Raw genomic sequence first — 19,438 nt, forward strand, 5'->3', positions numbered from 1 at the left:
TTGCCTTATAGAAGCGCGGATTTCATGAATTCGTCGGACGGAGAAGGTCATGGCAGGCCATTCCAAATGGGCCAACATCCAGCACCGCAAGGGGCGGCAGGACGCGGCACGCTCTAAGCTGTTCTCGAAACTGGCCAAGGAGATCACCGTGGCCGCCAAGATGGGCGACCCGGATCCCGACAAGAACCCGCGCCTGCGCCTCGCAGTGAAGGCCGGCAAGTCGCAGTCCATGCCCAAGGACGTGATCGACCGCGCCATCAAGAAGGCGATCGGTGGCGACGCCGAGAACTATGACGAGATCCGCTACGAGGGGTATGGCCCGAACGGCATCGCCATCATCGTCGAGACGCTGACCGACAACGTGAACCGCACCGCGTCGAACGTGCGGAGCTATTTCACCAAGCATGGCGGAAACCTGGGCACCACCGGCTCGGTTTCGTTCATGTTCGACCGGGTGGGCGAGATCACCTACAAGGCCGAGGCGGGCGACGCGGACACCGTGATGATGGCCGCGATCGAGGCCGGCGCCGAGGATGTCGAGAGCGACGATGAGGGCCACTGGATCTACTGCCCGATGGAGGATCTGTCGGAGGTTTCCGAGGCGCTGGAGAAGGAGCTGGGCGAGGCCGAGGAGGCCAAGCTGATCTGGAAGCCCCAGACCCGCACCGACGTCGACCTCGAGACCGCTCAGAAGCTTATGAAGCTGATCGACACGCTGGAAGACGACGACGACGTGCAGAACGTCACCGCGAATTTTGACGTGCCGGAAGAGGTGGCCGCGCAGCTCTGATCGCTACCGCGTCATCTGCGTGAACGCCCTGCCGGTCGGCGGGGCGTTCTGCGTTTGAGGGGGCTGCCGGGGCAGGGGCGGCGTGGCAGGAACGGTATGGCGGGAACGCAAGAGGCCCCGGCGAACGTGTCGCCGGGGCCTTTGGTCTTTCACCGGAGAATGCGCCGGGGTCAGTCTGTCAGCGCGCCCTCGTCGTCGCCGCGCTCGCGCATCCGGGCGCGCAGCACCCGGCCGAAGATGATCGGCATCAGGAAGCCCACGATGGCGATGATCCACAGGATGATCGACAGCCAGCTTTGCACCAGCACCGACCAGTCGCCGTTGGAGATTTGCACCGCGCGACGCAGGTTGCTTTCCATCGGGTTGCCCAGCAGCACGCCAAGGATCACCGGCACCAGCGGCACGTCGAACTTGCGCAACACCCAGCCGACGATGCCGAACAGGATCATCACCGTCAGGTCGAACGGAGAGCCGGAGATCCCGTAGATACCCACGAAGCTCACCATCGCGACGATCGGCATCAGGATGCGCGGCGGCACCAGCAGGATCCGGGTGAAGAGGCCCACCATCGGGATGTTCAGCGCCAGCAACATGAAGTTGGCGATGAACAGCGCGGCGATGAGGCCCCAGACGACATCGGGGTTCTGCGCGAAGAGGAGCGGCCCCGGCGTGATGTTCAGCGACAGCAGAACCGCCAGCAGCACCGCCGTGGTGCCCGAACCCGGCACACCCAGCGCCAGCATCGGCACCAGCGCCCCGCCCGCAGCCGCGTTGTTGCCGGCCTCCGGCGCGGCCACCCCGCGCGGGTCGCCCTTGCCGAACGTGCCCTCGCGGTCGACCAGCTTCTTCTCGGTCGAATAGGCCAGGAAAGAGCCGAGCGAGGCGCCCGCCCCCGGCAGCACGCCGGCAAGGAAGCCCAGGACCGACCCCCGCAGCATCGACGGCGCGGTTTCCTTCACCATCTTCACCGGCGGTGTGATCCGCCCGATCTCCATCTTGTGGCCTTCGGCGTCGGCCGATCCGTGGCGGTGTTCGAGGAAGACGAAGACCTCGGACAGCGCGAAGAGCCCGACGATGGCGACGAGGAAGTCGATCCCGTCGTACAGGTGCACCTCGCCGAAGGTGAAGCGCGGCACGCCGGTGGCGGTGTCGACGCCGACCATGGCCAGCGCCAGCCCGATGCAGGCGGCAAAGGCCGATTTCGCCTGATTGGCCGAGGACACGCCGCCCAGGGTCATGAAGGCCAGCGCGTAAAGTGCGAAGTAATCCGCGGGCTTGAACAGAAGCGCGATCTTCACCAGCTGCGGCGCCAGCAGGATCAGGCCCCAGGTCGCCAGGAAGGCGCCCACGAAGGAGGCGATCCCCGAGATCGACAGCGCCTCGCCCGCCATGCCCTTGCGGGCCATGGGGTAGCCATCGAGACAGGTCATCATCGCCGGTTCGTCGCCCGGGATGTTCAGAAGGATCGACGAGATCCGCCCGCCGTACATCGCCCCGTAATAGACCGAGGTCAGCAGGATCAGCGACGGTGTGGCGCCGAGGCCGAGGGTGAAGGCCAGCGGGATCAGGATCGCCACGCCGTTCGACGGGCCGAGGCCCGGCAGCGCGCCCATGATCGTGCCGAGAAAGCAGCCGATCAGCGCAAGGCCCAGGTTCTGCCAGGTCAGCGCGACCTCGAAGCCGTGGCCCAGTTGTGCAAGCATGTCCATGGCGGCGACCTCAGAAACCGAAGGGCCCGCGCGCGAGCGACAGCCCCAGCGCGAGGTGGAAGACGATGTAGATGCCCACCGCCGTGCCGATCCCGGCAAGGACCGCAGCGAGGGGCTTCGACCCCAGGCGCCAGCTCAGGTAGGCCGAGGCGACCGTGGTCGCGATGACAAAGCCCACGATCTTCAGCGTCTGGGCATAGATCAGCATCACCACGACGGCGGCGAGGATCTCGACCAGCCGGGGCAGGGCGGGCCATTGCGGTTCGGCATCGGGGCGGAGGATGATGGCGATCGAGGCCAGCGCCAGCACGCCCGCGATGATGAAGGGAAACGCCTTGGGCCCCACCGTATCGGTCAGGAAGCTCTCCTGGATCAGGGTGGCGGCATAGGCGTAGAAGGCGGCAAGCAGCAGGCCGACGGCGCCGAAGATGCGGTCGCTCATGGTCTCCTCCCGGAAATGTCTTGGCGGGTGTCTGGATGGAAAGGGGGGCGGCACCTTCGCGCCGCCCCCCGATGGCATCGGGCGGGCCTTTTAGGCCTTACTTGATGATGCCGATCTCTTTCGAGATGCCCTGGATCTGGGCCACGGATTCCTTCACGAACTTCTGGAAGTCCGCGCCCTGCAGGTCGAGGGGGGCAAGGCCGTTGGCCTCCATCACCTTCTTCCACTCGGGGCTGGCATAGGTCGCGGCGATTTCCTTGGTCCAGAAATCATAGGCCGCGTCCGACATCTTGCCCGGCGCGTAGAAGCCGCGCCAGTTGGCGCCGATGGCGTCGATGCCCTGCTCCTTGGCGGTCGGCAGGTTGGCGAATTCGCCCTCCAGACGCTTCGGCGCCAGCACGGCGAGCACCCGCACGTCGCCCGACTTGATGAAGCCTTTGGTTTCGCTGAGGTCGCCGGTGAAGGCCTGGAGCGAGCCGGCCAGAAGCTGGGTGATCGCCTCGCCGCCGCCGTTGAAGGCGATGTACTTGACCTTGCGCACGTCCTTGATGCCATCGGCCTTGGCCGCGATCAGAACCTTGAGGTGGTCCCAGCCGCCCACGGCCGAGCCACCGCCGAACGAGATCTTGGACGGATCCTTCTTCACCTCGTCCAGAAGCGATTTCAGATCCTTGTAGGGGCTGTTCTTGGCAACCGCGATCACGCCGTAATCGGCACCGATCGAGGCCAGCCAGCGCACCTGGCTCATGTCGTTGCCCGGATAGGCGCCCTGCGCCAGGCGGGTTGCGGTGGCCGAGGAGGCGGCGACGATCAGGTCGTTGTCGCTGTCACGCTTGTTGACCACCTCGGCATAGGCCACGCCACCGCCGCCGCCGGCGAGGTTGGTCACCTGCATGGTCTGCTTGATCAGCCCGAGGTCCTGCATCGTCTTGCCCACCTGACGGCAGGTGAAGTCCCAGCCGCCGCCCGGCGCCGCGGGTGCGATGCACTCGGGGTTCGAGGGGGTGTAGTCGGCGGCGATCGCCGGGGCTGCGAAGCCCGTGATCGCCAGCGCGGCCGCGGCCAGCGCAAGGCGGGGTGCCTTGAGAAACATGGATGTCTCCTCCGTTCCGTTGTTGGCGGACCCCCGGGATCAGGTCCCGGGGCCCAGCGTTCCCGACCGGCCACGCCACCCCTCGGGGCAGCCTCCTCGCGGTCGGTTCCGGCTGGGATAAGCGGCCAAGCTGTCATAAACCTGTCAGGGCGCGGGCCCGTGAAGGCGCCGCGGCGGGAGGAGCACGGAGACCACCGGATGCGGGTGCTGATCGTCGAGGATGCGGCAGACATGGCCGAGGCCGTGCGCGGCCACCTGCATCGTGCGGGCATGACCTGCGACGTGGCGGGCACCGTCGCCGCGGCCGAGGATCACCTTGCCGTCACCACCTATGATGCGCTCGTCCTCGACATCCACCTTCCCGATCGTACGGGCACGGAACTTCTGCGCGACCTCCGCGCCCGGGGTCTGCGGGTGCCGGTGCTGATGCTGACCGCGCTGTTCTCGGTCGACGACCGGGTCTCGGCGCTGGACCACGGCGCCGACGACTACCTTGTGAAGCCCTTCGATCACCGCGAGCTGGAGGCCCGCCTGCGCGCCCTGATCCGCCGCAACGCCGCCCAGAAGGGCGAGGAGTTGAAGTTGGGGCGACTGTCGTGGAACCCGGCCACGCTGGGCGCCCGGGTGGATGACGAACGGATCGACCTGACCCGGCGCGAGACGGTTCTGTTGGGTCTCCTGATCCGCAACGCGGGCCGGACCATGAGCAAGGAGCGGCTTTACGAGGGGCTCTTCTCCTTCTCCGACACCGACGTGGGCCTGAACGCGATCGAGCTGTACATTGCGCGGCTGCGCAAGAAGCTGGCGGGCTCGGGCGTGGCGATCGAGACGCGCCGCGGCCTCGGCTATCGGATGGACACGGATGGCTGAGGCGCTGCCCGCGGATGCGACATGGTCGCTCAAGCGCCGGGTGGGCCTCGGGGTGCTGGCGCTCTTGCTGTTGGGCGGTCTGGTCGCGGCGGTGGCGGCCTTCGCCTATGGCAAGACCGCGGCGCGCGAAAGCTACGACCGGTTGCTGCTGGGGGCCGCGAACGACATCGCCGAGGCGATCTCGATCCACGAGGGGCAGCCGGTGGTCGATCTGCCGGTGGCGGCGTTCCAACTGCTCGCACTCGCCCCGGATGACCGGATCTGGTACACCGTCCGCGGCCCGATGGGTCATGTGCTGACCGGCGAGGACGGGGCCCTGCCCAACGACCTCGCCCCCGGCAAACCCAGCTTCTTCGACGGTCGGATGAACGGGGCGCCGGCGCGGTTTGTCTCGCTGCCCCGGCGGTTCGCGGAGCGCGCGTTTTCCGGCACGATCCGCGTGACCGTGGGCCAGACGCTGCGGGCGCGCCGGGCGATGGCGCTGGGGCTGACCCGCGATGCGCTGGTGGCGGCGGCGCTGGGTGGCGTGCTGCTGCTGGTGCTGGCGCTGGTCGTGGTGGCGCGTGCGCTGCGCCCGCTGGCGCAGGTGGCCGAGGGGCTGGCCGCGCGCGACCCGCACGACCTGACGCCGATGCAGACGGCGGTGCCGGCCGAGGCGGCCGTGATGGTGGGGGCGATGAACCGCTTCATGGGGCGGCTCGACCGGCAGGTGGGAACGATGCGCAACCTGATCTCGGATACTGCGCACCAGCTGCGCACCCCGGTCGCCGCGCTGCGCGTGCAGGCCGAGCTTGCGGCGGAGGAGCCCGATGCCGCGCGGCGCGCCCAGATGCTGTCGCGCCTGCAGCGGCGGACGCGGTCGCTGGGGGAGCTGCTGGACCAGATGCTGTCCCGCGCGCTGGTGATCCACCGCACGGATGCGGCGCGGCGCGTGGTCGTCGACCTGCGCGACGTGGCGCTCGACGTGATCGAGGGGCGCGACCACGAGCTGGTGGCGCCTGGCCGCGAGGTGGTGCTCGAGATTGGCGAGGACCCGGTCGAGATCATGGGCGATGCGCTGTCGCTGAGCGAGGCGGCGAAGAACCTTCTGGGCAATGCGCTGCGCCACGGTGCCGGCGCGGTGCGGATCGGCGCGGGGTTCGAGGGGGGACGCGCGGTGCTCTGGGTCGAAGACAGCGGCCCGGGCCCCGCGCCCGAGGTGCTGGCGCGGATCGGCGAGCGGTTCGAGAAGAACGCGGCCTCGACCGGCGAGAGCGCGGGGCTGGGCCTGTCGATCGCGCGGCAAGTGGCCGAGGCCTACGGCGGGTCCCTCGTGCTGCGGCCGGTGCCGCGGGGCTTCCGGGCCGCGCTGGTGCTGCCGGGGGCGGGGGCATGAGGGGGCGGCGCCTTTCGTGGCCTCGGGGGGGCGGGCGCCTCCTCGCTACGCTCCTCGGAGACTGGGGGTGGGCGCTGCGGCGGGGGGCGCTTTCCCTCTGTCTCGGGCTGTCGCTGCTGCCGGCGTTGGCGCAGGCCCAGACACGGGAACAGGCCCAGACACAGAGACAGCCCGGGCCGATCGAGGCGCGGCAGCGTTACGGGCCCAAGGGGGTGCCGGCGATGGTGCTGCGCTCGACCACCGACATCAAGGTGCTGGGCCCGACGATCGACGATTTCGTGGCGCGCAATCCCGGCGTGGCGGTGGATTTCCAGCAATGGGGTTCCAACGACCTCTACGCCGCCACCGCCCGGGACTGCGACGCGGGCCGTCCCGCCGCCGACGCGGTGCTGTCCTCGGCGGTGCAGCAGATGGTCGAACTGGTCAACCGTGCCTGCGCACAGCCCTACCGGTCCTCGCTGACCGCGTCGCTGCCCGCCGCGCGGCGCTGGCGCGACGAGATCTGGGGCGTGACGCTGGAGCCTGCGGTCATCATCTACAACACCCATCTGGTGCCTGCCGCGGATGTGCCGCGCACCCGCTTCGCCCTGCTTGACCTGATGCGCCGGTCCGACCGGCGCTACGACGGGAAGATCGCGACCTACGACATCGAGGCTTCGGGGCTGGGCTATCTTTTCGCGTTCGAGGATAGCCTGGAGGCCTCGACCTTCGGGTCGCTGATCGAGGGGTTCAGTCGCGCCCATGCGGTGGCGACCTGCTGCTCGGCCGAGATCATCAAGGGGGTGTCGGACGGCACCTACAAGATCGCCTACAACGTGCTGGGATCCTACGTGAACGCGCGGCGCGACCCGGGGGTGGGGGTGGTGCTGCCGCTCGACTACACGCTGGTGCTGTCGCGCGGCTACATGATCCCGCGGGGCGCGGGACATGCCGCCTGGGCCGAGCGACTGGTGGATTTCCTGCTCTCGCCCGCCGGCCAGCAGGACCTGTCGCGCGCGGGCCTTGTGATGGTAAGCCGCACCGACGAGGGTACGCCGCCGGAAAGCGTGCTGCGGCCCATCGCGATCACCCCGGTCCTGCTGGTGGCGCTCGACGCGCAGAAACGCGCCCAGTTCATCCGCCGCTGGCGCGACGTCTTCGGCCGCTGATCCGGGGGGAGGGGGCCGCCGACCGTGGCCCTCTCCGGCTTTCATCCTGGTGGAAATATTCAGGCGGGTCCGGGGCGTGCAGCCCACGGCCGAGCCCAGGTCACTTCTTCAAGGCGTCGCGGATGTCGAGCAGCACTTCCAGTTCGGTCGGCCCCTTCGGCGCGGCGGGCACCGGCTCGCCCTTCTTGGTCGCGGCGTCCTTCACGCGGTTCACCATCTTGACCAGCATGAAGACGACGAAGGCGATGATGAGGAAGTTGATCACCGCCATGATGAAGCTGCCATAGGCGAAGATCGACGCCCCGGCCTTGCGCGCCTCGTCGAGGCTGGCCGCGGCCGGCACGGTGCCCGAAAGCACGAAGTAGTTGTTGGTGAAATCGACGCCGCCGGTGAACAGCCCGATGATCGGGTTGATGATGTCCTTGACCATCGAACTGACGATCGCGGTGAAGGCCGCGCCGACGATGATGCCGACGGCCATGTCCATGACATTGCCCTTGGCAATGAAATCCCTGAATTCCTTGAGCATCCCTGCGCCTCGTCTGTCCCTGGTCGCGGCCGCCGCCTGGCCGGTCAACTGTTTGCGGCTCCAAAACATTTACCATGTTTCCGGGGGATTGGCGCAGAAAAAGACCGGGCCGGCGCAAGATCGCGCCGGCCCGTGTCTCAGGGTTCGCAGTGCCTCAGGGTTCCCAGTGTCGCCCAGGCGCGCGCGGCTCAGCCGCGCAGCGTGCCGCCGGTCGCCTTGGCGACCTTCTCGACGATCTTGGCGCCCACGGCCTCGATCTCCTCGTCGGTCAGGGTCTTGTCCCGGGGCTGCAGCCGCACGGTGATCGCGATCGATTTCTTGCCCGCGCCCATCTGCGCCTCGGCCTTCTCGCCCGAGAAGGTGTCGAAGACGGCGACCCGCTCGATCAGCGCCTTGTCCGCGCCCTGCGCCGCATTCACCAGCGTCAGCGCCTCGACGCCGGCATCCACCACGAAGGCGAAATCACGCTCGACCGCCTGCAGGCCCGAAAGCGTCAGCGCGGGGCGGGTGGTGCCCTTGGCCTTGGGTTGCGGCACGTTGGCGACGGCGACGGTGAAGGCGACCGCCGGCCCCTTCACCCCCAGCTCGGCCAGCACCTTGGGGTGCAGCTCGCCGAAGGCCGCAAGCATGTTGGGGCCAAGGGTCATCCGGCCCGACCGGCCCGGGTGCCACCAGCCCGCCACCTTGCGGTCGATCTGCGTCCGGGCGGGCGCGCCAAGTGCGGCCAGCACCGCCTCGGCATCCGCCTTGGCATCGTAAAGGTCCACCGGCCGGCGCGACCCGAAGGGATCGCGGGGCGCCGAGGCCCCGACCAGAAGGCCCGTCGCATGCAGCACCTGCTCGCCCGGCTCGCCGCCGGTGAAGGCCGGGCCGATCTCGCACAGAGCCAGATCCATGAAGCCGCGCGCCTGGTTGCGGGCCGCGGCCTGCAACAGGCCCGGCAGCAGATCGGGCCGCATGTGCGTCATCTCGGATGAGATCGGGTTGTCGACACGCAGCGCCTCTTCCCCGCCGCCGAACAGCGTGGCCGAGGCCTGGTCGATGAACGAGTAAGTCACACATTCGTTGTAGCCGAGCGCAGCCATCGTCCGCCGGGCGGCGTTCTCGCGCACCTGCGTGGGCGTCAGGATCGGGGCGGGCACCCCGGCCTGCGTCCGCGCCATCGGCTTGCCTTCCAGCTTGGTCAGCGAGGCGATCCGCGCCACCTCTTCCACCAGGTCAGCGGAGCCCAGGACGTCGGGCCGCCACGACGGCGGCGTCGCCATGTCACCGTCGAGCGTGAAGCCGAGCGCCGTCAGCGTCGCGCGCTGGGTCTCGGGCGCGATCTCCATCCCGACGAGCGATTGCACACGGTCGGTGTCGAGCTTGTAGGCCCGCGACGTGTCGGGCACCGCGCCGTCGGAGACCACCTCCGACGCCTCGCCGCCGCAGAGGTCGAGGACCATCTGCGTCGCCAGTTCCAGCCCCGGCAGGGTGAATTCGGGGTCCACCCCGCGCTCGAACCGGTAGCGCGCGTCGGAATTGATCTTCAGCGCGCGGCCGGTCGTGGCCACGGTGATCGGGTCCCAATAGGCGCTTTCAAGGAAGACGTCGGTCGTTTCCTCGGTGCAGCCCGAAAGCTCGCCGCCCATGATGCCTGCGATGCTCTCGACCTCTTCGGCGTCCGAGATCGCCATCATGCCCGGCGCCAGCGTGTAGGTCTTGCCGTCGAGCGCGAGGATCTCCTCGCCGCCCTGCGCCGGGTGGATGGTCAGCGCGCCGCCCTTCACCTTGGCCACGTCGAAGACGTGCAGCGGGCGGTTCAGGTCCATCGTGAAGAGGTTGGTGATGTCGACAAGCGCCGAGATCGGCCGGAGCCCGATCGCCCGCAGCCGACGTTGCAGCCAGTCGGGCGAGGGGCCGTTCTTGACGCCGCGGATCACCCGCCCCGCGAAGTAGGGGCAGCCCTTATCCTTTAGCGCGGGGTCGATGGTCACGCTGACCGGGCTGGGGAACGTGCCCGCGACCGCCGCGATTTCCAACGGCTTCAGCGTGCCCAGACCGCGCGCCGCCAGATCGCGGGCGACGCCGCGCACGCCAAGGGCATCGGGCCGGTTCGGGGTGATCTTGATGTAGATCATCGGGTCGTTGAGCTTGCGGTAGTCGATGAACCGCGCGCCCAGCGGCGCGTCTTCGGGCAGGTCGATGATGCCGTCGTGATCGTCCGACAGCTCCAATTCACGCTCCGAACACAGCATGCCGTTCGATTCCACGCCGCGGATCACTCCGGGCTTCAGGTCGACGCCGGTGCCGGGAACATGCGTCCCGACCGGGGCGAAGACGCCCACCAGGCCGGTGCGCGCGTTCGGCGCGCCGCAGACCACCTGCACCTCTTCCGACGGCGCATCGGGGCCGTTCGGCCAGGTCTCGACCCGACACAGCCGCAGCCGGTCGGCATTCGGGTGCTGCACCGCCTCGATCACCCGGCAGATGCGAAAGGCGCCCAGCGTGTCCGCCGGGTTCTCGACCTCCTCGACCTCAAGGCCGAGGTCGGTAAGCGCATAGAGGATCTCATCCAGGGAGGCCTCGGTCTCGAGGTGATCCTTCAGCCAGGACAGGGTGAATTTCATCGCACGGGCCCTTCGGAAAACTGTCGCCCGCGGCTTAGCGCAAAGCCGGGCGGAGGGGAAGGGCAGGGCCACCCGCTCCTCCGATCACCTCCGGCACCTGTTGTCTCCCTCAGCCTGCCGTGCGGGGCAGCCCGAGCGTTTCGGCGATGAAATCGGCGATCGCAGGGATGTCGTCGAGGCCGAAGAGGCGCAGGCCCTCATCGCTGACCGGGTGGTCGGCGGCGATCGCCACGACGCTGGGATCGCCCGGCGCGATCGGTGCGCGGTCGCGGGTTGCGGTGCGGCGGCATTCGATCTTGGGCTGCGGTTCGCGCTTGAACCCCTCGACCAGCACGAGGTCACAGGGACCGAGCCTGGAAAGCACCGCGTCCAGTGTCGGTTCCGGCCCGTCGCGAACCTCGTGCATCAGCGCCCAGCGTGCGCCGGTCACCAGCGCGACCTCGGCGGCCCCGGCGCTGCGGTGGCGGTGGCTGTCCGTCCCGGTCCGGTCGATGTCGAACCCGTGGTGCGCGTGTTTCACGGTCGACACCCGCAGCCCGCGCGCGGTGAACTCGGTCACCAGACGCTCGGTCAGGGTGGTCTTGCCGGAATTCTTCCAGCCGGTGATGCCGAATACGGGGGGCATCCGCGGGGCTGTGCCGGGGTGAGTCCGGGTCGAGGTCATGTGCGGCCGCTCTGCGAAGGGGGCGGGCTGCCGGGGGCGTCGGCGAAACCTTCCTCCCCGTCCAGGTCGTTCCCCTCCCCGAAATCGTCGCCGAATCCGTCGCCGAAGCTCTCGTCGAAATCCCTGTCGCCGATTTCGTCGTGTCTCTCGTCCAGGTCGCTGTTTCCGGCTTCCGCCGCGATCTCGGCGGTACTCTCTTCGGGGGCGGACTTGTCGGGAGCCAGGATCGCCTCGGCCAGCGCCAGGTCCTCGGGGGTGTTGGCGTTGAAGAAGGGATCGGGCGCATCCGGGCCGGGCGGCGGAAAGGTCAGCACGTCATGCGGATGGTGCAACATGAAATCGCGCACCCGCCGGGTCGGACCGGACCGGAGCCAGTCGCGCAGCGGCCCCGCAAGCTCGACCGGCCACAGCGCGCAGACCGGCTGCAACCCGGCGGGCGAATGCGGCACCACGATGCGCCCCGGCCGCATGACCATCCGCATCCGGGGCGCAAGGTCGTAGGGCAGGAACGGCATGTCCGTCGCCACGGTCATCACATGGCTCACCCCCTGCGGGGCGGCCCATTCCATCGCGCGCAGGATGCCCGCCAGAGGTCCCGGCCGGCCCGCCACGCTGTCCGCGAGGACCGGCAGGTCGAACCGCGCGTAGAGGGCCGACTCGCCGTTGGAGTTGATTGCCAGCGCCGAGACCTGATGCGCGAGGCGGCCGATCGCATGGGCGATCAGCGGTGCGCCGGCAAGGTCTGTCAGCGCCTTGTCGGTGCCCATGCGCTCCGACTTGCCGCCCGCCAGGATCATGCAGGGTATCGGCTTCATGTCCCCTCCGTCCACCGCCTGCGATCGCCGGATCCGGCGCCGCCGGGGGATGCTAGGCGCCCGCGGCGGGGGCGGCAAGGGTGGGCGGATCGCGGGGCTTGCCGGGGTCGCTCTCCGGCGGCCTGCGGGAAGGGGCGGCAGGGCCCGGGAAGGGCATGCTCGCGATCTCGTGAAGTTCGCGACCGGACGCGGGGCGATGCCGCCGGACGATCAGCCGGGGGCGGTCCGGCGCAGGGCAGGACAGGAGAAACGAGCCCCCTCCAGCCCCGACATTCCGGGGGCGCTCGACCTGAGGGGGGCGGCCGCCGCGCCTGTCCGCCGGGCGAAAGGGCAGTGCGGGCCGGAGGGGCCGCGGGGCTATGCCTGGGAGGCGTTCCACAATGCTGCCGGAAATTTCGCCTGAGGAAACGATGAGTTGCGCCGATTTGCACCATTTCGCCACAATTCGCCGGGCCGTTTCATGTATAAGCCACATTATGGACCAGATTCTTGCAATCCCCGCCGACCGTCGCCGCGTCAACCAGCCGATGCTCTGCGCGCTGATGGGCCTGACCGCCCTGCTGTTGATCGGCTGGCAGGGGCTTGCCCCGAATGCCGAAACGGCCGACGCGGCTTCCGCGCTGTCGGGCTCGGTCATGACGGTGGCCAGCCGCTGAGGCAAGCCACAGGTCCGGCAGGGCTTTTCACCCGCGGCCCGGCGATGTAACGATCCGGCACCACGGAACCAGGCCCGAGTGCTGCATGACCCAGATCGCCCGCCGGCTGAACCAGGCCCTTGCGCGCCTCTGCGGACTGCCGCCCCTTGCCGCGGGCCTTGGCGTCTGCCTGCTGGTGGCGCTGCTTTCGCTGGCCGCCTTTCTTCCCGCGTTCACCACGCTGCCGCCGGTCGACCGCGACGAGGCGCGCTTTGCCCAGGCGTCGAGCCAGATGGCCGCGACCGGCGACATCGTCGACATCCGATTCCAGGACAAGCCCCGGTACAAGAAGCCCGTGGGGATCTACTGGCTTCAGGCCGCCGCGGCCGAGGTGACGGGCGGCCCCGTCGCGGCGCCGATCTGGCATTACCGGATCCCGTCGCTGATCGCGGCGGTGCTGGCGGCTGTTCTGACCGCACGGCTGGCCATGGTGTTCGGCGGCGCGGCGGCGGGGCTGGCGGCCGGTCTGCCCTTCGCCGGCATGTTCGTGCTGGGGGCGGAGGCGCACCTTGCCACCACCGACGCGGTGCTGCTTCTGACCATACTTTGCGCCCAGCTGCCGCTTGCCCGCATCTACCGCGACGCCCGTGCCGCGGAATTCGCCCCGCCGACACCGCTTGGCTGGGGCGGCGTTGCGCTGTTCTGGGGCGGGCTGGCGGCCGGCACGCTGGTGAAGGGGCCGATCGCGCCAGGCGTGGTCGCGCTGACCATCGCTGCGCTGACGATCGCCCACCGGCGCGCGCGCTGGCTGGGGGCGCTGCGCCCGAAACCGGGGATCATGCTTTACCTCCTGCTCGTGCTGCCGTGGTTCGTGGCGATCACCTGGCGCTCGGGCATGGGCTTCTGGGACGCGGCGCTGGGGCGCGACCTGCTGGGCAAGGTGGCCGGGGCGCAGGAAAGCCACGGCGCGCCGCCCGGCACCTACCTCGCGCTCCTGTGGTTCACCTTCCAGCCGGCCGCGATCGCGCTCGGCCTCGCGCTGCCCGCGATCTGGGCCGCGCGGCACCGCGCCGGCGTGGCCTTCGCGCTGGCCTGGGCCGTTCCCGGCTGGCTGGTGTTCGAGGCGGCGCCGACCAAGCTGATGCACTACGTGCTGCCGTTCTATCCCGCCCTCGCGCTTGCCATCGGCATCGTCTGGTCCGGCGCGGCGGTGCGGCCGCTGGTGAAGGGGCGCCGCTGGGCCTTCTACGTGCTGGGGGCGTTGCCGGTGCTGATGCTTGCGGCCGTGGGCGGCTACTGCATCTCGCTGGGGGCGATGCCGGTGCTGCCACTCGTCGCCGGGTTCGTGGTGCTGGGGCTGGGGCTGGCCCTGACCCATGCCGCGCTGCGCGCCGCCCTGCCGCAGGCCGCCTTGCTGGGCCTGTGGCTGGTGGGCGCGGGTGTCACCGGTGGCGCGCTGGCAAGTGCGGCGGCGACGCCCGCGCTCTGGCCTGCGCCGGCGATCGCCACACTGATCCCGCCCGACGCCGCCTGCAAGCAGATCACGCTTTACGAGATCGGCTATGACGAACCGTCGCTCGTCTTCCTCGCGCCGGGCCCGGTGGTCGCGTCCACGCTGCCCGCGCTGACGGCCGCGCTGTCCTCCGACCGATGCGTTGCCGCCGTGGTGCCGGATGCCGACGCCGCCCGGGTGCTGGGTGCCCGGCGTCTGGGTACGGTCACCGGGCTGAACATCGGCACCGGCCGGAAGGTCGACCTCGCCGTCTTCGGACCCGCCAAGAAGTGACCCCGCCACCCGGCGTGCCCGAGGCGCGGTGTGCGGCACGGCCCGGACGCTTTGCCGCGGGCGCCGTGGAAACCGTCAGCTGCGGTTGCGGCGGGGCGCGGATGGCGCTCTACTCGGGCCGAAGGACTCAACCCGCGGGAAGGCGATGAGCGACGATCCCTACGACGTGCTCGGCGTGGCGAAGAAGGCCAGCGCCGAGGAAATCAAGAAGGCCTACCGGAAGATCGCGAAGGAAAGCCATCCCGATCTGCACCCCGGAGATGCCACCGCCGAGGCGCGGTTCAAGGCCGCCAACGCGGCGTTCGACCTGCTGAAGGACCCCGAGACCCGGGCCCGGTTCGACCGCGGCGAGATTGATGCCAGCGGTCAGGAGAAACCGCGCGAACGCCAGTTCTACCGCGATTTCGCCGAGGATCAGGGCAACCCCTATCGCCAGGGCCCGCGCTACGAGGGTTACGGAGACGAGGCCGACATCTTTGCCGAGTTCCTGCGCCGCCAGGCGCGGCAAGGCGGTCAGGGTTTCGACCGGCAGGGCTTCGGGGGCCAAGGGTTCGGGGGCCAGGGCTTTGGCGGCCAGGGCTTCAGCGACCATGCCTTCCGCGCCCGGGGTGCGGATGCGCAATACGCGCTCGAGGTGCCGTTCCTCGACGCGGCGAACGGCGGGTCGATGCGGATCACCCTGCCGGGCGGCGGCGATCTCGAGGTCCGGATCCCCAAGGGCGTGAGCGACGGTCAGACCCTGCGGCTGCGCGGCAAGGGCGGGCCGGGCCATGGCGGCGGCGCGCCCGGCGATGCCTACGTGACGCTTTCGGTCGCGCCGCACCCGGTATTCACGCGTGACGGCGACGACATCGTGATGGTCTTGCCGATCACGCTCGACGAGGCGGTTCTTGGTGCCAAGGTCGAGGTGCCGACGATCGCCGGCCCGGTCAAGGTGACGGTGCCGAAAGGCGCGACCAGCGGTCAGGTGCTGCGGCTGCGCGGCCGGGGGATCGAGCCGCCGGCACAGAAGGCGGGTGGGCAGAAGGCGGGGGGGCGCAAGCCCGGCGACCAGCGCATCGAGCTGCGCATCGCGATGCCCAAGACCGTCGACGACGATCTGGCGAAATTCATGGAAGGCTGGCGCAAGACCCACGGCTACGATCCGCGCAAGGGGGTGAAGGCATGACCCGCAAGACCGGTTTCCTGTCCGAGGAAGAAGCGATCGCCGCCGTCGCCCGGCTCGACCGGGCGCGGCTTACGCGGTTCGTCAGGGCCGAGGTGATCCGTCCCGCCGATTCCGCGGGCCATGCGGTCTATCGCCAGGTCGATGTCGCGAGGATGGAGCTTTTGTGCGACCTCTGCGACGATTTCGACCTGCCCGACGATGCGCTCGGCATGGTGATGGGGCTGGTCGACCAGTTGCACGGCACGCGCGGCGACCTGGTCGCGCTGATGCGTGCGCTGGGGGAGGAACCAGAAGAGGTCCGCCTGCGGGTGATGCACCGGATCGGGCGCTAGCCGGCCCCTGCTTCTGTGACCAGGCGCCCCGCGTCGCCGGTCCGGCGCAGGTGTCAGCCGAGGAGCGTGGCGAATTCGGGCCGCACCAGCAGGGCGCCGAAAGCGGCGAGGGTGGTCTGGTCGCGGATCTCGCCGCCCGCCAGCATGGCGCGCAGTTCCGCGGGGGCGAAGCTGGCCGAGATCAGGTCGCTCTCGGTCTCTTCCAGCGCGGTCGGGCCCGGGGTCAGGTCGCGCGCCACGAAGAGGTGGCAGATCTGGGTGGAATAGCCGTAGGATTGAAAGAACTGCCCGGCCCGGATCATCGTCTCGGCGCGCAGCCCGGTTTCCTCGGCCAGTTCGCCCCGCGCCAGCGCCTCGGGGTCGGCGTCGGGGCTGTCTTCCCACGCGCCCTGCGGCACTTCCCAGAACCGGCCCGCCACCGGGTAGCGGTACTGCTGCACGAGGTGGATCCGCCCCTCGGCATCGACCGGGACCACCGCCACGAAATCGGGTTTCTCGACCACGCCGTAGATGCCGCGCGCGCCGTTGGGAAACTCGACATCATCCTCTCGCAGGCGCATCCAGCGGTTGCGGTAGATCTCGCGCGTGGCAAGCGTCCTGATCATGGCAGTCTCTCCGTATTGTTCTCTGTGCCGCCGTGGCTGCAGTGGTCGGTGCAGTCGTCGGTGGCTCTCGGGCGGACTCTAGGGAACGGGCCGCCGGGTGCAAGGCGGGCACCCGCTCACGGGACGCGGCGCCCATGGCGCGGCACCGGCGCCGGCACCGGCGCAGTGCGGGGCGGGGGGCGCATATTTGGCGGGCGCTGAATGGATACGCGCGGGCCTTCCAGGCGGTGTCCGGCGCGCGAAAGAACTGGCATGGCCGCGGGGTCTTTGGCATGATGCGCGAAAGAGGGCGGGACACAGCCGCCCCGGGTGAAAAGGCGCGGAAATTCCGCGTCGGGTGCGGACCGGCCAAAGGGTCGTGCGCATGTTGACGAGGCAGGGTGAGCACGTGGCAGACAACCCCTATCGGGACCTTCCCCCCAAGGCATTCTGGCGCACCGGCGTCGCCGAGGCCGGGCTGTTCGGCATGGAGGGTCTCTGGGCCTCGCCCTGGACCCTGCCGTCGGATGCGCGCTTCTCGACCTTCGGGTCCTGCTTTGCCCAGCACATCAGCCGCGCCCTCGTCGCGCGCGGGCTGAACTGGAAGGAGGCCGAGGCGCGGCCCGGCCGAACCCCCGACGAGATCGCGAAGAAATACAATTACGGCGTCTTCACCGCCCGCACCGGCAACATCTACACCGCCGCCCAGCTTCTTCTCTGGACCCGGCTGGCGCTGGGGGAGGCGGGCCCCGACGCCATCGAGATCTGGCAGGACGCCGAGGGCCGGTTCCATGACACGCTGCGCCCGAAGATCGAGCCGGAGGGCTTCGAGAGCGCCGCGGAGGCGCGCGCCTCGCTCGCCACCACGGCCCGGGCCTTCCGCCGCGCCTTTGCCGAGGCCGAGGTGTTCATCTTCACCCTCGGGCTGACCGAGGGCTGGGAAGACGCCGAGACGGGTCAGGTCTGGCCGCTTTGCCCCGGCACCGGGGTCGGCACCTTCGACGCCGGGCGCCACGTCTTCCTCAACTACGATTACATGCGGATCCGGCAGGACCTCGAGACCGCGATGGAGAAGATGCGCGCGGTCAACCCGGGACTGAGGTTCCTGTTCACCGTCTCTCCGGTGCCGTTGGTGGCCACCGCCTCGGGCGAACATGTGCTGACCGCGACGATGCATTCCAAGTCGGTGCTGCGTGCGGTGGCGGGGGATCTGGCCCATGCGCGCGACGAGGTGGATTACTTCCCCTCCTACGAGATCATCGCGGCACCGCCGATCCGCGCGGCCTTTTTCGAACCGAACCTGCGCACCATCGCCCCCGAGGGGGTGAGCCTCGTGATGACCCATTTCTTTGCCGGCCTCGACATCTCGGGCCCGCCCGAACGCGCGTCCGACGGCGATGCCGAGGCGGCGCGGGTGAAGGCCTCGGAGGCGGCCATGGCCGCGGAAGACCTGGTCTGCGAGGAGATCGTGCTGGAGCAGTTCAATGAAGGCTGAACGGGAACCGCAGGTCTATTTCATCGGCGACAGCCATTGCGCCGCGCTGCTGGCGGGGGCGCGGCAACTCGGGCTGAGGGCCGAGGGTGCGTCGTGGTCCGGCTCGACCTGGCACGAGGGGCGGTTCGCGCTGAACGACAACGGGATCACGCCGCGCGGCCTGCCGCAGGCCGGGCGGATGATGGACGAGCTCAGGGCACGGGTCGGACGCGACAAGGTGGTGCCCGAGGGCATGCCGGTGGTCTCGACCCTGGGCTTCCACCTTGGCCGCCTGGTGCCGCCGATCGGCTGGAATGGGCACGAGATGCTGCCGCGGGACGAAGGGTTCCCCGAGGGCGCCGACATCGTATCGCGCGCGTTCCTGCGCGATTACCTCGAACATCACCGCCGGCGGCATTTCCGCATCGCCCGTCGCTGGGCCCGGCAGGAGCGGCTGATCCTCGTGGTGCCGCCGCCGGCCTTCGAACGGCCGAACTACCGCGCGGTGCGCGAGATCCTGGTGGACTGGTACCGCGACGCGGGGCTGACGGTCTTCGACCCGGCAGGCGCCTTCGCCGCCGAGCCGCAGGGCCTCGTTCCTGCCACAATGCTGGAGGAAGACGGCGTGCATGGAACGCCGGATTACGGCGCGCGGGTGCTGCGCGCCATGGTGCGCGAGGGCGTGCTCGACCTCGCGTTGCCGCAAGAAGCTTGAGAGGAGACGACATGGCCGGGAGCCACGCCGAAGACCTGACCGACCTGCCCCCGCCCTACCGCGTGCCCGAGGGCAGCGAGCTGGAACTCAAGGCGCCCAACCGTCACCAGAAGCGCCTGCGCATGCTGGCCCAGATGCCGCGCGGCGGCCGTTGCGCCGAGATCGGCGTGTGGAACGGGGCCTTCTCGGACTACATCCTCGAGGTGACGCGCCCGCGTGAGCTGATCCTGATCGACCCGTGGGACCTTCTGTCGGATCGTCCGGACGGCGAGCAGACTCACAAGAAGCATTCGGATGATGCCTTCATGGGGTCGATGCGAGACCACGTGGCGGCAAAGTTCGCCGAGCGGCCCGAGGTCAAGCTGCACCAGGGCTTTTCCGCCGAGGTGCTGGAAGGCCTGCCCGACGATCACCTCGACTGGATCTACATCGACGGGAACCACCTGTACGATTTCGTGAAGCAGGACCTTGCCGTTGCGGCCCGCAAGGTGCGCCAGGGCGGGGTGATCGCGGGCGACGACCTGTTCTGGAAGCGCGACGGGCGGATGCATGTGCGCGAGGCGGTGATGGAGTTCCTCGAAGAGGCGGGGCTGGAACGCAAGGTCGACCACATCGGCCAGCAGTTCATGATCCCCGTGGTGGCGGAAATCAAGAAGACCTACGCGGCGGGCTGAAGACCAAAACTCTTCGAAGAGTTTTG

Annotated in this window: 19 protein-coding genes; 11 read left to right on the plus strand and 8 right to left on the minus strand. The window is 69.4% G+C overall.

Annotation, left to right across the window (positions count from 1 at the left end; translation table 11 throughout):
- Positions 1-49: 49 nt before the first annotated feature.
- Positions 50-790: a YebC/PmpR family DNA-binding transcriptional regulator gene (locus CVV76_RS20520; RefSeq protein WP_102226557.1), complete on the plus strand. Its 741-nt coding sequence runs from the start codon at positions 50-52 to the stop codon at positions 788-790.
- Between the two features lie 170 nt (positions 791-960).
- On the opposite strand, the gene CVV76_RS20525 is transcribed toward CVV76_RS20520, so the two are convergent.
- The 3 genes from CVV76_RS20525 to CVV76_RS20535 form a co-directional block, all read right to left on the minus strand.
- Positions 961-2,499, minus strand: coding sequence for a tripartite tricarboxylate transporter permease (locus CVV76_RS20525; protein ID WP_102226558.1), 1,539 nt, complete (start codon positions 2,497-2,499; stop codon positions 961-963).
- A gap of 10 nt (positions 2,500-2,509) precedes the next feature.
- A complete protein-coding gene (locus tag CVV76_RS20530; RefSeq protein WP_102226559.1) occupies positions 2,510-2,941 on the minus strand; it encodes a tripartite tricarboxylate transporter TctB family protein in 432 nt (143 codons plus the stop codon).
- Between the two features lie 97 nt (positions 2,942-3,038).
- Positions 3,039-4,034 (minus strand): Bug family tripartite tricarboxylate transporter substrate binding protein, encoded by a 996-nt coding sequence (locus CVV76_RS20535; RefSeq protein ID WP_102226560.1) that lies wholly within the window; start codon positions 4,032-4,034, stop codon positions 3,039-3,041.
- A 198-nt stretch (positions 4,035-4,232) separates the two neighbouring features.
- On the opposite strand from CVV76_RS20535, the gene CVV76_RS20540 reads away from it, so the two are divergent.
- From CVV76_RS20540 to CVV76_RS20550, 3 genes are all read left to right on the plus strand, one after another.
- Positions 4,233-4,904: a response regulator transcription factor gene (locus CVV76_RS20540; protein WP_102226561.1), complete on the plus strand. Its 672-nt coding sequence runs from the start codon at positions 4,233-4,235 to the stop codon at positions 4,902-4,904.
- Positions 4,897-6,279, plus strand: a complete 1,383-nt coding sequence (locus CVV76_RS20545) for a sensor histidine kinase (RefSeq protein ID WP_102226562.1) — start codon at positions 4,897-4,899, stop codon at positions 6,277-6,279. The genes CVV76_RS20540 and CVV76_RS20545 overlap by 8 nt, the downstream gene beginning before the upstream one ends.
- Positions 6,280-6,500: 221 nt before the next feature.
- On the plus strand, positions 6,501-7,427 hold the full coding sequence (locus tag CVV76_RS20550; protein ID WP_233193055.1) for an ABC transporter substrate-binding protein: 927 nt from the start codon (positions 6,501-6,503) through the stop codon (positions 7,425-7,427).
- A 100-nt stretch (positions 7,428-7,527) separates the two neighbouring features.
- Here the strand turns inward: CVV76_RS20550 and mscL are convergent, their stop codons facing one another.
- The 4 genes from mscL to mobA form a co-directional block, all read right to left on the minus strand.
- Positions 7,528-7,956 (minus strand): large conductance mechanosensitive channel protein MscL, encoded by a 429-nt coding sequence (gene mscL, locus CVV76_RS20555; RefSeq protein WP_102226564.1) that lies wholly within the window; start codon positions 7,954-7,956, stop codon positions 7,528-7,530.
- A 188-nt stretch (positions 7,957-8,144) separates the two neighbouring features.
- Positions 8,145-10,565 (minus strand): phenylalanine--tRNA ligase subunit beta, encoded by a 2,421-nt coding sequence (gene pheT, locus CVV76_RS20560; RefSeq protein ID WP_102226565.1) that lies wholly within the window; start codon positions 10,563-10,565, stop codon positions 8,145-8,147.
- A 109-nt stretch (positions 10,566-10,674) separates the two neighbouring features.
- Positions 10,675-11,190, minus strand: a complete 516-nt coding sequence (mobB, locus tag CVV76_RS20565) for a molybdopterin-guanine dinucleotide biosynthesis protein B (protein ID WP_102226566.1) — start codon at positions 11,188-11,190, stop codon at positions 10,675-10,677.
- Positions 11,191-11,225: 35 nt separating this feature from the next.
- Entirely contained in the window at positions 11,226-12,044 is an 819-nt protein-coding gene (gene mobA / locus CVV76_RS20570; protein ID WP_102226567.1) for a molybdenum cofactor guanylyltransferase MobA, read from the minus strand.
- A gap of 380 nt (positions 12,045-12,424) precedes the next feature.
- Between mobA and CVV76_RS20575 the strand changes: the two genes are divergently transcribed.
- The 4 genes from CVV76_RS20575 (at position 12,425) to CVV76_RS20590 (ending at position 15,965) form a co-directional block, all read left to right on the plus strand.
- Positions 12,425-12,700: a hypothetical protein gene (locus CVV76_RS20575; protein WP_146010339.1), complete on the plus strand. Its 276-nt coding sequence runs from the start codon at positions 12,425-12,427 to the stop codon at positions 12,698-12,700.
- 85 nt (positions 12,701-12,785) lie between these two features.
- Entirely contained in the window at positions 12,786-14,465 is a 1,680-nt protein-coding gene (locus tag CVV76_RS20580) for an ArnT family glycosyltransferase (protein ID WP_102226569.1), read from the plus strand.
- Positions 14,466-14,610: 145 nt separating this feature from the next.
- On the plus strand, positions 14,611-15,633 hold the full coding sequence (locus CVV76_RS20585; protein WP_102226570.1) for a DnaJ C-terminal domain-containing protein: 1,023 nt from the start codon (positions 14,611-14,613) through the stop codon (positions 15,631-15,633).
- Positions 15,630-15,965 (plus strand): hypothetical protein, encoded by a 336-nt coding sequence (locus tag CVV76_RS20590; protein ID WP_102226571.1) that lies wholly within the window; start codon positions 15,630-15,632, stop codon positions 15,963-15,965. Before CVV76_RS20585 ends, CVV76_RS20590 begins: the two co-directional genes overlap by 4 nt.
- Positions 15,966-16,018: 53 nt before the next feature.
- Here CVV76_RS20590 and CVV76_RS20595 read toward each other — a convergent pair whose 3' ends face one another.
- Positions 16,019-16,570 (minus strand): NUDIX domain-containing protein, encoded by a 552-nt coding sequence (locus tag CVV76_RS20595; protein ID WP_199178662.1) that lies wholly within the window; start codon positions 16,568-16,570, stop codon positions 16,019-16,021.
- 388 nt (positions 16,571-16,958) lie between these two features.
- On the opposite strand from CVV76_RS20595, the gene CVV76_RS20600 reads away from it, so the two are divergent.
- The 3 genes from CVV76_RS20600 to CVV76_RS20610 are packed head-to-tail and all read left to right on the plus strand — an operon-like array spanning position 16,959 to position 19,412.
- Positions 16,959-18,044 carry a GSCFA domain-containing protein gene (locus CVV76_RS20600; RefSeq protein WP_233193059.1) on the plus strand — a complete coding sequence of 362 codons (1,086 nt, stop codon included), beginning with the start codon at positions 16,959-16,961 and terminating at the stop codon, positions 18,042-18,044.
- Positions 18,034-18,738 carry a hypothetical protein gene (locus CVV76_RS20605; RefSeq protein WP_102226573.1) on the plus strand — a complete coding sequence of 235 codons (705 nt, stop codon included), beginning with the start codon at positions 18,034-18,036 and terminating at the stop codon, positions 18,736-18,738. Before CVV76_RS20600 ends, CVV76_RS20605 begins: the two co-directional genes overlap by 11 nt.
- 11 nt (positions 18,739-18,749) lie before the next feature.
- A complete protein-coding gene (locus CVV76_RS20610; protein WP_102226574.1) occupies positions 18,750-19,412 on the plus strand; it encodes a class I SAM-dependent methyltransferase in 663 nt (220 codons plus the stop codon).
- Positions 19,413-19,438: the final 26 nt, after the last annotated feature.

The sequence above is a fragment of the Acidimangrovimonas sediminis genome, assembly GCF_002871005.1.
GTDB classification, from domain to species: domain Bacteria; phylum Pseudomonadota; class Alphaproteobacteria; order Rhodobacterales; family Rhodobacteraceae; genus Acidimangrovimonas; species Acidimangrovimonas sediminis.